We start from the raw sequence: 15,688 nt of genomic DNA, 5'->3' as shown, positions 1-15,688 counted from the left end.
AAAAGCCCTTCTTTCCCAAAAAACTGGGACGAAAGGCTTTGGTTCCGCGGTACCACCCAAATTAGCAACAGAGGTTGCTCACTTATACAATACGGAGATAAAATATCTCGATACTGTTCTTCTTGTAACGGCGAAGTTCCCGGCTAAGTCTACTTTCCTATAAAGGATTTCGGTTAGCAACTCCAGGAGGTTCTTCATAATAGGCTTCGTATCAGGCTCACACCACCCCTGACTCGCTTAAACTACGTCCTACTACTACTCGTCCTTTCATAGTCGTTTTGTTGTCACATCTCTGAAACATTTTATTAATGATTATTCTATACAAAAAATAAAGAAAGTCAACAAAAAGTTTTAAAATGTTTTTCAATTCTTTATTTTACGGCTTTATTGATTGTTGTTAATTTAACATCTTTACTTTTTCTGCCTCGTCAATCCAAAAAATGTTTCACTGACCGAAACTAACGTATACACAACAATTAATGTGATCGTTCGGAATATAGAATCCGCAGTATTTCTTATTATTTTCATTTTCTTTATAATTCCTTTCAGTTTACTTGCAAATTCATGTTATACTATAGCATTCAAGCAGTTTATTTTTACTTAAAGCAATCATAGTCATTTATAAAGAGTATTTTCTAAATCATTGACTATTATCAAATAAGATTTTTATATAACGGAGTGATCATATGAGTAAAACGAAAGCAAAACCGAAAAAAGGTGTAGGACAAGGTACAGGAAGTAAAGGATGGAACCGTTGGCAATCAAGTGCAAAGAAAAAGGCAGCTGCCAAACCATACAAAAGTAAAGGTACAAAGAAGTAATTTAAATAACATTTGATTTCTTTACTTTGTACAAAACAAAATATAATTATTACAACAAAAAAGCTATGCCCTCATAAATTCGAAGGCATAGCTTTTTTATATTAAATCATTAAAATATCTCGAATTTCTTCCTCTGTGATTGAGGACAATTTCTCTTCTCCCGGCTCAATCACTTCAGCGATTAAATTTTTCTTACTTTCTTGCAGTTCATGCATTTTCTCCTCAATTGTTCCCTGGGCTACTAGCTTTATAACTTGCACTGTATTTTTTTGTCCCATTCGATACGCTCTATCCGCCGCTTGTTGTTCAACAGCTGGATTCCACCATAAATCGTATAATATTACTGTATCTGCACCAGTTAAATTAAGTCCGGTACCACCAGCTTTTAAAGAAATGAGAAATAGATCTCCTTCTCCTTCGTTAAACCGATCGCACAGCTCTACACGTTCCTGCGCTGGTGTACTCCCGTCTAAATAAAAGTATGGAATTGCTTGTCGATTTAACTCACGACCAATAATGGAAAGCATCTTCGTAAATTGAGAAAAAATTAATATTCTCTTTCCTGTACTTCTACATTCCTCTAAAATCTCTAACAGTTGTTCAAATTTAGCTGAACTTCCTTTGTAATCATCAACAAATAAAGCCGGATGACAACAAATTTGTCGCAATCTCGTTAAACCAGCTAAAATTCTAATTTTATTTTTACGTAACGTGTCTTTGTCTAAATGCTTTAACGTTTCTTCCCTTAACTTCGCTAAATAAGCAGCATAGAGACTCTTTTGATCGGGTAATAACTCCGATGATTGTAAGTGCTCTATTTTCTCTGGCAACTCATTTAATACGTCCCCTTTTAATCGTCTTAATACGAATGGTTTCACTCGCTTCGCTATATCTTCACGCCTTAAATCACCGAACTCTTTTCTTCCTGGTAATAATTCCGGGAAGACGACATGGAAGATAGACCATAGCTCTTCTAATGAATTTTCTACAGGTGTACCCGTTAGTCCGAAACGGTATTCAGCTTGAATTGTTTTCACAGCTCTTGCCGTTTGCGTTGTAGGGTTTTTAAACGCCTGTGCTTCATCAAGAAATAGTGTATGAAATGGTCTTGCATATAATCTTATATCTCTTCTCAGTAATGGATATGACGTAATTACGACATCAAATTCCGTTATATCTTTCAAAATTTTCCGGCGCTCTGCTTGGTTTCCATCTGCAATAACTGCTCTAATATGCGGGGCGAATTTTTTCAATTCACTAAACCAATTATAAACAAGAGATGATGGTGACACGACTAATATTGGCAGTTTCTTTTCTCGAATCTCAGTCAAAACAGAATCTATAAAAGCAATGCTTTGCAACGTTTTTCCAAGTCCCATATCATCTGCTAAAATACCGCCAAAACGGTAATGAGCAAGTGTTTTCATCCATTCGAACCCATATACTTGATACTTTCTCATTTCTGCATTTAAAGTATTTGGCACAGCAAACTTTAATTTTTTCGGGTTTTGAATGTTTTCTACTAACTCTTGAACTGAATCATCCAAACTTAAAACATTGCCTTCGTGAAGTCCGTTCATCCATTTTACACTCCGAATAAGCGGAACATTTACCTCTTCTCCATGTAAAAATTCTTTCCGAATACCTGACTCTTTTATAAACTGATTAATTTCATTAAACTCTTTACTCTCTAGCGATAAAAACGAACCGTTCGCCAATCGATAATATTTACGTTTCTCTTCAAGTGCCGCTAATACACCTTTAATTTCTGCTTCTGGTATTCCTTTTATATCAAAACGAAATGACAACCAATCAATTCTTTCTTTTCTTCTCACTCTAATAAGAGGAACTGCATCCCCTTTACTAATTCGCAATTTGATTGCTGTCGTCGCATAAATATCAACTAAACCTTTTAATGTTGGCACGACATTATATAAAAAGTTATACTCAGCTTCTTCATTATGCATAAAGTAACCGCCTTCTGTTTTTGCAAAGGCACTTTCACTCATAATGTCTAAAATCTCTTTTTCCTTTTTCTCATCACGATTAAAAACAGACGGCTGTCCATCCTCTTCTAGCGGATTAATCATGACGTTCCTATAGTGAAATTCAAGACCTGCTAATAAGCGATTTTTCACACGGTCTAAATACAATTTCGCTTTTAGCGAAGGTGTTTCAACACGATCTGATATTACTTCATCAATGTGTACAGTTCCGAGCTTCATTAATCCTGGTACAACTTTCGCGACGAAATGTTCCATCTTACTTTCTGGAATATAAAACTGATTACTATTTGAGCGACTCATCATCTTTTGTAATTCAATAAGTCGCATACAATCTTCAATGTGTAAGTGATATAATTTCCCATCGTAAAGTGCATTGTTATACATATCCATAACTTGTACACGATTTAGACCATCTATATGAAGTGTAAATCCGCCATTATTCCCCTTCGTAAATTCAAAGTGTAACGGCAACAAACCTTTTGAAACTTGTAATCCCTGAAACAGTTGTTCATTTTGTTTCAGCTGTACATATTCAACTTTAGAAAGTGAAGAGAGCATATCTTTCCATGAAACTGGTGGTATGAATATCATACTTTCATCTTGTTTCGCATGTACTTCTAGCGTATCTTCATACATTTTTTCGTTATGATACATTTTAATGAGCTGCTGAATAATCGCATCCGTTTCTTGTTTAAAACTATGTACAACTGGTGTATATGTAAATTCATTTGAACAATGAAAAGACTCTCTTTTCTCTACCTTAGAAAGAAATTCTCTAATATGATTTATGAAATACACTTTGGCAAGTTTCAATTGCATGCCAAGAAGAGCACCACCACTCCTCGTAGCTACTGGTGTACATATAAACTCAATATCTAACATTTCACGTGTATCAAAACGGTGTTGTTTACTTTTTGGCCTCAGTGGTTTGTCTGCAAACAGCTGCAACATACCACTTGTCAATTGATCATTTCTGTTACTAGTGGAGCTCATTCCACCTGTTTGTTGATTATAGTTTATTTGTATTAATACCGCTGCAACATGTTGACAGTACGTTTGAAAAGACGCTAATGAAGGACAGCTACATTTCGCAACAACATCACCCTTTTTAGCTTTTTCTACTATAACATGGAAATCCTCATTCCCTTTTACTGTCGCCTCGCAAATTTCTTTATTTTCATCATAATGATTTATTATCACTTTATTTGATTTATAATAGGCTTCACCTCTTTTATATGAGGTCTCTCCGCACACTTCTTTAATAATCGATTTATTTAATGTGAAACTCATTGCTTTGACACTTCCTTAATATAAAACCATTTTCTCTTACTTAACATTTTACATGCTCCACGAGAAAATATAAAATGTTGATTTAACAAAAAAAGATGCTTATTTATAAGCATCTTCTTCACTCTATCTCCATCAACCTCTTCGCCTCAAAATACAACACTTGAATAAACTTCTTCGTATTAATTCGCGTATGACCAGAAGATGCGAGTTCATCTTTCGTCATTTCTGTCATCCGTTTTCTAACTACAGTGAAATCGAAAAATTTTGGAGCATAGCTTTCAAATTTGGGATTTGAAAAGTCTGTTAATCCTAAAGAAGCCAAATGATTTAACGACTGATAAATAGCTCGACGTACTCTTTGTTCAGACGCTTTTTTCTCTTTATCAATATCTGCATCTAAAGCTACATCCCCTAATTTCTTTATCGTAATATGATGAAAAATTTCTTTTAACGCAGGAAAGCCAAACTCAAATGTCTGTGCCTTTTCTTGACCATATAAATATTCCAGCATACTAAGTAAATCTTTACTTCCATTCTCTCCCGCAATACCGAGTTCTGATAGTAAAAAGCGTCCTAAATCCCCTATCTTTTTTCCTTCTTGCACTGGTTCAGTACGCAATTGCGGTTTTTCCCACTGAAACACGTTATTCAATGATTTTTGAATATCATGTATAGAACGCTCCAATCTAATACGCTCCATCACTTTGCGTACAACAGATACAACTTCGATTTTATTTAATGGTTTTGTAATATAATATTCTACACCAAGTGTATATGCCTCACCTATAAGTTGCTTCGATTCCACTTGAGAAATCATAATGATTTTCCCCGTGAAAGTTGACGCAATGTGACGAACTGTTTCAATTCCATCCCTCATCGGCATTAACAAATCAATAAATAAAATATCTACTTTTTTAAAATTTAGTTGATCCGCTTCAATAAAAGCTCCGTCATCCGCCTCACCAATTACTTCTCCAAGATCTCCATCTTCAATAATTTGCGACAGCATCGAACGGAAAACTTCATCATCATCTACGATATAATAAAACAAATCTATTCCCCTTCCCGCTTTAAACTGCACTCCGGTAAACAAACGATAAACTTACACCCTTTTCCGGTTTCATTGTCTTCTAATCTTACTTCTCCGCCTAGCTCTGTTACCATTTCATGTATGTAAGAAAGTCCAATGCCTGTTGACGGTGTTCCTGTTTGATCATACTTGGAAGTAAATCCTGGCTTAAATACTAATTTCTTATACTTTTGCGCAATACCAGGCCCATCGTCAATTACTTCAAATATTACATGTTGCTCTCGTTTATATAAATTAATATGAATGAGACCTCTATCTTCAATTGCTTCCACTGCATTGGCAACTAAGTTATTAAAGATTGATAGCACTGTATACACGTGATATGCAGCGTGTTCACCTTCTATATGTTTAGAAAAACGTATATCTTTCTCCAGCATTCCAGCGTACTTTTCATTTATTCTTACAATCATTTCTGTAAGCTCATGTCCTTCTACATACTCAGCTACATTTTTATCTAATAACAGTTTAGATAATCCCGCAAAAATTCTTTGATTATCCTTTTTTATTTCGTGCACTTCTCCTGCTATTCTTAATGCTGTTTTACTATTAGAATCATCGTTCGCTTGTAAATTTCGATATAGCTGATATGCTTCTTGTGTGATCAATTCTGCATTTTGTAACGTCTTTTTCAAATGAACAGATTCCACATATAAATTAGAAAGATGCATTAACATGTTTTCATTTTCTTTTCGAACTTGCGATTCTTTTAATTTCGTTTCATATAAATTCATCATATTTAAAAAACCAAGTGCAAAGAAACTACGAAAAATAGCAATAATAATAAGTTTATTTACTTCAGAAATCGTTATTGTTGTACCGAGTACTAACATGTGATAAAACGCAAGTTCTGACATACTTGCAACAATTTCAATTGAAATTCCAAGGCATCCAATAATGATTGGTTTCTGATGGAACTTATTTACCCTGCAAAGCGAAAAAAGACTGCCATAAATAAAATAATAGAAGAACACAGGATAGCGCAAATAAAATGATTCTGTCATATGAAACGAACCTTGCATGATCCAGTCAAGACATACTCGGAATAAGACTACAGATATACCAACAAGAATACCTGCAACTCCTGCTGGTACTCTTCTTAAAAATAATAATAAAAAGAAGAATAGCGGTGTACCGAAGCTAACTCGAAACGTATCATTAAAGGGATGAAAGTTCAGCTCCCCAGCAATCGGAACAACGACCATTAATATAATTAAAAGGGACATATCTTTCTTCCATAATTGATTCCAATTCAAAGGTGCCACTTCCTATACTTTTTTCAGTAGTAAAAGCGAAAGCCCGCTTATTGTTATAAACGGGCTTTTTTTCTATATTCTAACCTTTTCTACCGCTTTTATTTGGCGATACTCTGGCTTCCACATTGCTTCTTTCACTGCCATCTTAATATCGTTATCACTTAAGTTCACTCTTGCAACACCTTCTGCAACTGCAACTTTCGCTACTTCAATTGCAACCATTTCTGAGATATTACGTAATTCTTCAACTTCTGGTAAAATAGGTGCTCCTGGCTGACTTGTATCTACCATACTTGCAACTGCTTCAGCTGCTGCTGCGAACATTCCATCCGTCATGACACTTGCACGTACTACAATTGTTCCAAGACCAAGCCCTGGGAAAATAAGTGCATTATTTGATTGTCCAATCACATACGTTACACCGTTATATGTAACTGGTTCAAATGGACTTCCTGTTGCAACTAACGCTCTTCCTTCTGTCCACTCGATTAAATCTGCTGGTTTTGCTTCAGCAAGCGGTGTTGGATTCGACATTGGTAAAATAATTGGTCTTTCTACGTGAGAAGCCATTTCTTTAATAATTCCCTCTTTAAATGCGCCCGCAACAGTAGATGTACCAATTAAAATTGTCGGTTTTACATGTTTCACAACTTCAGCAAGTCCGATCACATCATTTTGCTTCCACTCACTTACTTCCGCTTCTTTTCTTGCGTACGGAATTTGGAAATCAAGAAGATCTTCCATATTATCTGTAACTAACCCGTTACGATCAATACACCAGAAACGCTTATATGATTCTTCTTCAGATACGCCTACACGGACCATCGCATCTCTAACTTGATCTGCGATACCGATTCCAGCCGTACCAGCACCAAATACTACAACGCGGTGTTCACTTAATGGTACACCAGAAGCTTTCACTGCCGATAACACAGCCGCAAGCGAAACTGCACCTGTACCTTGAATATCATCATTAAACGTACAAACGTCATGACGGTATTTATCTAAAATTTTTCGTGCGTTACGAGAGCTAAAGTCTTCCCAATGTAAAAGTGCTTTCGGGAATTGTTTATTTACCGCTTGTACAAACGTATCAATAAATTCATCGTAAACTTCACCTGTTATACGAGGGTGACGATTTCCAATATAAAATGGATTGTTTAATAGTTCCTCACGGTTTGTACCTACATCTAAAATTACTGGTAATACACGACTAGGATCGATTCCAACTGCCGCCGTATAAACAGCTAGCTTTCCGATTGCGATGTTAATACCACCAACGCCCCAGTCACCAATTCCTAATATGCCTTCTCCATCTGTTACAACGACTAAATCAATGTTCTCAGCTGTTGCACCGATATTGGCAAACGCTTCTTCAATACCTGATGGATCGTTAATTGATAAATAAATACCACGTGGTTTACGGTATTCATGGCTATACCTTTGAATTGCTACACCGACAGTTGGTGTATATACAATCGGTAACATTTCACGTAAATGATCTGTTAATATACGATAAAATAATACTTCATTTCGATCATGTAACGCAGTTAAGTATACATTCTTTAATAAATCATCCGGCTGAGAACTAAATTGTTCGTATGCCCGGCGTGCCTGTTCTTCTAACGTTAAAACCGCAGGCGGTAATAACCCTTTTAAACCTAACTCTTCTCTTTCATTTTGTGTGAAAGCTACCCCTTTATTTAAAAGTGGTGTTGATAATACTTCTGCTCCTCTTAATGTTGTTTCTAATGCACCATTAGAAGCTACTGTAAACTTGCTCATAACATCCCTACCTCTATTCATATATAGCATTTCTATATTGTAAACAAAAAAAAGGGGCTTGTCCCCCCTCTTCTTTTAATTTTTCTTTAAAAGAGTTGCTCCTGCAATCCCTGGATGTGTCATTTCGAATGGATCTAGAATTAACTCTAAGTCTTCTTGTGACAATACACCATTTTTTACACAAAGTTCTCGAACGGATTGACCTGTTGCAATTGCTTCTTTCGCAACGCGAGCTGCTGCTTCATAACCGATATGAGGGTTCACGGCTGTAATAATTCCTACACTCTTCTCAACATACTCTTTTAAGCGATCTTCATTCGCTTCAATTCCTTTTAAGCAATTATCTGTAAAGGCACGGAAACCGTTATTCATAATGCTAATTGATTGCAATAAGTTGAAAACAAGTACTGGTTCCATAACGTTTAATTCTAATTGTCCTGCTTCTGAAGCAAGGCAAATTGTATGGTCATTACCAATTACTTGGAACGCAATTTGGTTAATAACTTCTGGCATAACAGGGTTTACTTTCCCTGGCATAATAGAAGAACCTGGTTGACGAGCTGGTAACATAATTTCAGCTAAACCAACACGTGGACCTGATGCCATTAAGCGAAGGTCATTCGCAATTTTAGACATATTCATCATACATACTTTAAGTGCTGCAGAAACTTCAGTATAAGCATCCGTATTTTGTGTCGCATCCACTAAATCTTCTGCACCAACAAGCGGTAATTCACTGATTGCAGCTAAATGTTTTACAACTGCTTCAATATATTCTGGATCTGCATTTAAGCCTGTACCAACTGCAGTTGCCCCCATATTTACTTCATATAAATGTTGACGCGATTGTTGAATTCGTTTCATATCACGTTCAAGTACACGGGAATACGCTTTAAACTCTTGTCCAAGACGAATCGGCACAGCATCTTGTAAATGTGTACGACCCATTTTAATAACATGGTCAAATTGTTCTGCTTTTAATTCAAATACATCATGCATATAACCCATCGTTTGTAATAAGCCTTCTAATGCATTTAACGTTGCGATATGAATCGCCGTTGGGAATGCATCATTTGTTGATTGCGCCATGTTTACATGACTATTTGGACTAATATAGTGATAGTCTCCCTTTTCCATCCCTAATAATTCAAGAGCACGATTGGCAATGACTTCATTTGCATTCATGTTCATTGAAGTACCTGCTCCGCCTTGAATTGGATCTACGATGAAATGATCATGCCATTTTCCATCAAGAATTTCTTGAGCAGCTTCTGCGATCGTGCCACCCTTGTTCAATTCCAATCTTCCTACATCTGTATTAGCAAGCGCTGCTGCTTTTTTTACAATTGCGAACGCTCTAATTAACCCTTCATGGATTTTATATCCTGTAATTGGGAAGTTTTCAACTGCACGCATTGTTTGTACGCCGTAGTATGCATAGTTTGGTACTTCTTTTTCACCTAAAAAATCTTTTTCAATTCGAACACCATTTTTAACTTCAGTTAATGTTGCCATGATTATTCACTCCTTAACGATTTCTTATGCTGCTTTTGTTTCTTTGACTGTTTCTACATATTGTTTTGCTTTCTCATTATCGAATTCGCCTTCCCACTTCGACATAACAATGGCCGCTAATGCATTTCCTAATACATTGACAGATGAGCGAATCATATCTAAAATGCGGTCAATTCCCGCAATTAACGCGATACCTTCTAGTGGTAACCCCATTGAACCTAACGTTGCTAATACAACAACGAACGATGCACCTGGAACTCCCGCCATACCTTTGGATGTTAACATGAGAACGAATAATAACGTTATTTGCTCCGTTAGTGACATGTGCACACCGTACATTTGTGCAACAAACAATGCCGCTAACGCTTGATAAATAGCCGATCCAGTCAAGTTAAATGTATAACCTGTCGGAATTACGAAAGAGGCAACTGCCTTTGGACAACCGAACTCTTCCATTTTTCTCATTATATTAGGTAAAACAGCTTCTGAACTTGCTGTCGTAAACGAAAGAATCAGTTCTTCTTTTAAAATTTTCATTAATGTAAAAATGTTTACGCCAACCATTCGTGCATTAATACCTAATACAATCACAACGAATAGTATAACAGTTACGTATACAGCTAGCACTAGTTTTCCTAGCGGAAGTAATGTCGCTACACCAAATTTTGCAACCGTAACGGCAATTAATGCGAATACACCAAATGGTGCAAATTTCATCACTTGATTTGTAACCCAAAACATCGCTTCGAGTACGCCTTCAAAGAAGTTAAAGACAGGCTTTCCTTTTTCCCCAATTGCCGCAACGCCTAAGCCGAATAATACTGAGAAGAATATAATCGGTAATAGGTCACCTTGTGCAATCGATTCAAATACGTTTTTCGGTACAATGTGAACAATTGTCTCAGCAAAACCTTTCTTCTCGGTTGCATCTGCTGTTTGTTTATAAGAAGAAATATCACTTTGCTGTAAATTACTCATATCAACACCAGTACCTGGTTGGAATATATTCGCTGCAAGTAATCCCATTAAAATAGCAATCGTCGTAATAATTTCAAAATAAAGAATTGTCTTACCGCCTAGTTTCCCAAGCTTTTTCATATCTCCTACACCAGCTACTGCAACAATTAATGCTGAAATAACAATTGGTACTACAATCATCTTAATTAAGTGAATAAATATATCCCCAATTGGTGTGATATAAGAAATCGCCGTTTTATTGCCATAAAAGACTGCCCCTACTACAATCCCTAAAACAAGCGCGACAAAAATTTGTGTTGCCAATCCGAATTTTTTCATTTATGTTCATCCCCTTCATGCGAACGCTTTCAATTTGTATTTATAAAAGCTACTCACACATCTTATAAGCGAACCTACAAAATCATACAAAAACCTACAAGTTCGTCACAAAAAATTCAAATATTTTTCTTCTTTTTTTCATTGACACCATTTTGTTAAAAAACGATAAAATAAACTTGATAAGTAATCAGATTGTTTCGTATAATCAAAAAGATATATACTTACAACAAATCAAAATGAAAAGGAGTGGATGTTATGAAAAACTATACAAATCAATTCGTCCTATCTTCTTCTTTTCTTTTTCATTTTCTTAAAAAGGAACAAAGGCATTCGCCTTTGTTCCTTTTTTATTGCGATCTATATAGGGGGAATTGTTATGAGACCATATAAACGTGTCTTAATTAAATTAAGCGGCGGTGCACTTGCCGATCAAACTGGAAATAGCTTTAACTCCAAACGATTAGAACATATCGCAAACGAAATTTTATCCATTGTTGATTTAGGTATCGAAGTATCTATCGTCATCGGTGGCGGTAACATTTTTAGGGGACATCTAGCTGAAGAGTGGGGAATTGATCGCGTAGAAGCTGATAATATCGGTACGTTAGGTACAATCATTAACAGCTTAATGCTTCGCGGTGTTTTAACAAGTAAAACAAATAGAGAAGTACGCGTTATGACTTCCATTCCATTTAATGCAGTAGCTGAACCATACATTCGCTTGCGTGCAGTCCACCATTTAGATAACGGTTATATCGTTATCTTTGGAGGCGGTAACGGCCAACCGTTCGTGACGACAGATTATCCAAGTGTACAAAGAGCCATTGAGATGAATAGTGATGCCATATTAGTCGCAAAACAGGGTGTCGATGGCGTCTTTACAAGTGATCCAAAGCATAATAAATCAGCAAAAATGTACAGCAAACTAAACTATAATGATGTTGTTAGACAGAATATACAAGTTATGGATCAAGCGGCATTACTGCTTGCCAGGGACTACAATTTACCAGCACATGTCTTTAACTTTGATGAGCCTGGGGTCATGAAGAAAATATGTTTAGGCGAACATGTGGGGACATTGATCAATGATGATGTTACGATGCTGGTGCATGAGAAATAATGATTTCCCACCAAAAAGGGTGCCTTTTGTAGGCACCCTTTCCTAATTCATCGTTACAAATAAAAATCAACCAATCCCGCCACTTTTTCCTTACAACGCTCCCAAAAAGATAACTTCTCAAAAAACTCTTTCGTCATTTCTTTTGAATCACGAAAATCCTCTGTTAACGCCTTATTCACGTCCGATACGATAGTCCCGCCATGAATATACAAATTCATCTCATCATTTATATAGAAGCTACGGGCAGTAAAGTTTGTTGTACCTATAACAGTTAACTCATTATCAATTAGCATTAACTTTCCATGAAACATCCCTTTTTTATAACCATATACCGTAATCCCGTTATTAACAGCTTGACGTATGTACGGATATGCCGCCTCTTTAATAAGGGGGATATCTGGTTTATATGACCAAAGTATTTTTACTGTAACACCACGTTTTTGCGCTTCAATTAAAGCATTCATTAATTCTTTATTTTTCGCTATAAAATAAGGTGTTGTAATGACGATTGAATGCTTCGCTTGCTTTATTAACTGTATATATGTTTCAGCGACGTAATGCCCATTGTAACTAGTCATAGTATGTAAAGTATTCCCTTTACTAGCTTTATTCGTACTTCTCTTTATCTCTTCTTTCGTATCTCGTTTCCAATCTAAAGCGAATTGCTGTTCTAAATCTTTTGCTCCTTCTCCTTTAAGACGTACATGATAATCACGCCAATATCCAAATCGCTTATCTTTCCCTAAGTACTCATCTCCTATGTTAAATCCGCCTGTATAGCCAATCTCCCCATCAATCGTCGTAATACGGCGATGATTACGATGGTGAAGTGAATAAAATCCGAATGGTAATGAAGGTTTTCTACTATATGTAAAATGTACACCACTTTCCCGCAATTCATTTATCATCTTCCTTTCAAATGATAAATCATTAATGCGATCAACTGATAAATAAACGTTTACTCCTTCTTTTGCCTTCTCTTTTAATAAGTTTAAAAAAGTATGGCTACTTTTATCATCCGACAAAATGAAAAAATAAGTGTAGATGGAGCTTTTCGCTTTTTTAATATCTTCAAATAGCTGCTCATATAATGATTTTCCTTCTACATATAATTGAAAATCACTATAATGAGGCGCATACTCTGTCGGCATGTTTTTCCCAGCTTCCATTTTCCTACCTAAGGTAACATCGATATGCATCCAAATTAAAATAAAAATGAAAATAGCAATAATAATAGAAGTAACTCGCAATATTTTTTTAATCATTTTGATTTCCTTCCGTTCAAATTACTTTCTACTCCGTAGTGTTTCATTTAAATATGTTTTCATACGAAATGTATTTCTGATTTTTATTGATGCTAAAGGATTAAAGGAGAGAGAAATATGAGAAGAGGAAAAACTCCTATTGTTTTTATCCCAGGTCTTTTCGGCTCAATGAGCAATATTATTATTTCCGGCACTGGTAATTGGAGTTTTGGACTTTCTGCACTTGTTTACGAGCCATTCATCATGATGTTAGAAAGTATGGGGTACGAACGAAATAAAGACTTGTTCATCTGTTTTTATGACTGGCGGCAGCGCATTGCTTTTTCTACACAAAAATATTTATTACAAACGATTGCCTATGCTAAAAAAATTACAGGTTGCGATAAACTAAATCTAATTTGTCATAGTATGGGCGGCCTTCTTGGACGTTCTTACGTTCAAAGTGAAACATATAAAAATGATGTGAATCAACTTATAATACTCTGCACACCAAACGCTGGATCTCCACCAAATTATAGTTATTGGACTGGCGGTAGTCTCCCTATCCATGCCTCTTCTAAAATAAATATCGTTCATTTTTATATGGAACAATATATTCGTTACTTAAGCATCTTACATAAAATGAATAAGGTTGAGGCGATACATCTTTACTTTCCCGGATTACAAGATGTTATTCCTTGTAAAGATTACGGAAATTATTTATTTATAAGGTCTGACTCTTCTATTACATTTCTTCCTTATAGTAATATGCAAACGAAAAACCCTTTCCTCGATACATTAAATGAAAATAGATTTATTATACAAAAAAGAAATATTGAAACTACACTCATTGCCGGAGATGGAGAGGAAACAATTCAATATTTACAAGTCGTCCCTTCACATTCCAAACTGAAATGGACAGACGGCAAAGTTGTCGGTGATTTACTTACAAAACATGGTGACAGTAACGCTGTTTTACATAGCGTTTTTCTTCTAGATGGAAATAAATATGTTGTGCATGCTTCACATAACGAAGTGCTCTACAAAAGCATTCCTATATTACAAAAGATACTCTAAATTACAAACAAAAAAGGTATGGCATTAAGCCACACCCTTTTCACATTAAACAAAATTCCTCGCATCATTATTTCTTCCAAACTTATAAATCGCAATTAAGAAAAATGCCATCGCGAAAGCGCATAAAATTAAAATGTTTAAATACAACTCAGAGAATGGAATTCCTTGTTGTAATTTTGATATCGTATCTAACAACCAGCGCTGCGGAAGAAAATTAGCTACTTTTTGTACTGCACTTGGCATAATGTCATATGGGAAATAACATCCAGCAAGTAAGCATGTTGGTACTATTACTATATTTTGCATTGCATTTGAAGCAGCTGAATTTTTTGAAAAGGACACAATGACTAATGATAAACCAATTGCAATTAAAGCAAATATCATAAGCACACCAATCATTACTATGAAAGGCATATTAATATTTGTGTGAAAAACATTCGTCATAAAGAATACTGCAATGACAATTTGTACTGTTAATATCATCATATTCACTGCGACATTAGATAATATAAATTTCTTTCCATCAATCGGCGTTGATAATAATCTAAAATACGTTCTATTCTCTTTTTCTTTTAAAATAAATCCTGATAAGTTCACTGCTGAAAATAGCATAAACATAATAAGATAACCCATCGTTTGATTTGTCATATCTTTATTTTTTGAAGTATCTTCAAGTGTCTCAGACTTTACTTTAAATGAACTTTTTTGATAACCCGCGTACATACTATTAAACGTACTTTGATCCGCTCCTGCCACTTTACTAATCGCAGCTACATTATCGACATAGTTATATAAATATGATTTTATAAATACTGTTACTTGATCGCCTTTAATCGATGAAATCTCAATATGATCAGGTTTCCCCTCTCGAACACTTGCAGAAAAACCAGAATCTAATGTAATCACACCATCAATTTTTTTGGAAGTGAGTTTATCTTCTACTTCAGACTCTTTAATTTTGCTTACATTAACATGATTTAATCCTTCTAAAAATTTCACAGTATCATTTGCGATTGGCTGACTTTCTTTATTTACAATCCCGATATTTAATGTTCCTTGCCCTACATTTCCGTATATCGAAAAGGAAATGAGCGTCCCTATTATCGGCAAGCTAATTATAATGAGTAAACTTTTTTTATTTTTCAAAAGTACAGATAGCGTTTTTTGTATGAGCCATAAAATATCTTTCAT

11 protein-coding genes and 1 other annotated feature are annotated in these 15,688 nt (G+C 35.4%); of the genes, 3 read left to right on the top strand and 8 right to left on the bottom strand.

The window, feature by feature from the left end; translation table 11 throughout:
• Positions 1-21: 21 nt before the first annotated feature.
• Positions 22-280 (bottom strand) — a binding site (T-box leader).
• A 406-nt stretch (positions 281-686) separates the two neighbouring features.
• Entirely contained in the window at positions 687-821 is a 135-nt protein-coding gene (locus tag C4S65_RS15625) for a DUF3934 domain-containing protein (protein ID WP_000047588.1), read from the top strand.
• 101 nt (positions 822-922) lie between these two features.
• Here the strand turns inward: C4S65_RS15625 and C4S65_RS15620 are convergent, their stop codons facing one another.
• The 6 genes from C4S65_RS15620 to C4S65_RS15595 form a co-directional block, all read right to left on the bottom strand.
• Positions 923-4,117 (bottom strand): DEAD/DEAH box helicase, encoded by a 3,195-nt coding sequence (locus C4S65_RS15620; RefSeq protein WP_086406588.1) that lies wholly within the window; start codon positions 4,115-4,117, stop codon positions 923-925.
• A 118-nt stretch (positions 4,118-4,235) separates the two neighbouring features.
• Positions 4,236-5,168: a response regulator gene (locus C4S65_RS15615; RefSeq protein ID WP_000500300.1), complete on the bottom strand. Its 933-nt coding sequence runs from the start codon at positions 5,166-5,168 to the stop codon at positions 4,236-4,238.
• 2 nt (positions 5,169-5,170) lie between these two features.
• Positions 5,171-6,469: a sensor histidine kinase gene (locus C4S65_RS15610; RefSeq protein WP_003306724.1), complete on the bottom strand. Its 1,299-nt coding sequence runs from the start codon at positions 6,467-6,469 to the stop codon at positions 5,171-5,173.
• 63 nt (positions 6,470-6,532) lie between these two features.
• Positions 6,533-8,245: an oxaloacetate-decarboxylating malate dehydrogenase gene (gene malS / locus C4S65_RS15605; RefSeq protein WP_042973244.1), complete on the bottom strand. Its 1,713-nt coding sequence runs from the start codon at positions 8,243-8,245 to the stop codon at positions 6,533-6,535.
• 75 nt (positions 8,246-8,320) lie between these two features.
• Positions 8,321-9,760, bottom strand: coding sequence for an aspartate ammonia-lyase (gene aspA, locus C4S65_RS15600; RefSeq protein WP_000224197.1), 1,440 nt, complete (start codon positions 9,758-9,760; stop codon positions 8,321-8,323).
• A gap of 24 nt (positions 9,761-9,784) precedes the next feature.
• On the bottom strand, positions 9,785-11,056 hold the full coding sequence (locus C4S65_RS15595) for a cation:dicarboxylase symporter family transporter (RefSeq protein ID WP_000713293.1): 1,272 nt from the start codon (positions 11,054-11,056) through the stop codon (positions 9,785-9,787).
• 376 nt (positions 11,057-11,432) lie between these two features.
• Between C4S65_RS15595 and pyrH the strand changes: the two genes are divergently transcribed.
• The gene (gene pyrH / locus C4S65_RS15590) at positions 11,433-12,176 is read left to right on the top strand and encodes a UMP kinase (RefSeq protein ID WP_001248059.1); all 744 of its coding nucleotides are present in this window, start codon (positions 11,433-11,435) and stop codon (positions 12,174-12,176) included.
• 53 nt (positions 12,177-12,229) lie between these two features.
• Here the strand turns inward: pyrH and cls are convergent, their stop codons facing one another.
• A complete protein-coding gene (gene cls / locus C4S65_RS15585; protein ID WP_140337833.1) occupies positions 12,230-13,441 on the bottom strand; it encodes a cardiolipin synthase in 1,212 nt (403 codons plus the stop codon).
• 117 nt (positions 13,442-13,558) lie between these two features.
• Here cls and C4S65_RS15580 point away from each other — a divergent pair, with 117 nt between their 5' ends.
• Positions 13,559-14,497: an acetyltransferase gene (locus C4S65_RS15580; protein ID WP_001252492.1), complete on the top strand. Its 939-nt coding sequence runs from the start codon at positions 13,559-13,561 to the stop codon at positions 14,495-14,497.
• A gap of 45 nt (positions 14,498-14,542) precedes the next feature.
• On the opposite strand, the gene C4S65_RS15575 is transcribed toward C4S65_RS15580, so the two are convergent.
• Positions 14,543-15,688: an ABC transporter permease gene (locus C4S65_RS15575; protein WP_000651891.1), complete on the bottom strand. Its 1,146-nt coding sequence runs from the start codon at positions 15,686-15,688 to the stop codon at positions 14,543-14,545.

It is taken from the genome of Bacillus sp. ok061 (assembly GCF_900108285.1).
GTDB classification, from domain to species: domain Bacteria; phylum Bacillota; class Bacilli; order Bacillales; family Bacillaceae_G; genus Bacillus_A; species Bacillus_A thuringiensis_S.
Note: the sequence above shows the minus strand (reverse complement) of the source record. Positions and strands in the feature narration are given on the sequence as shown.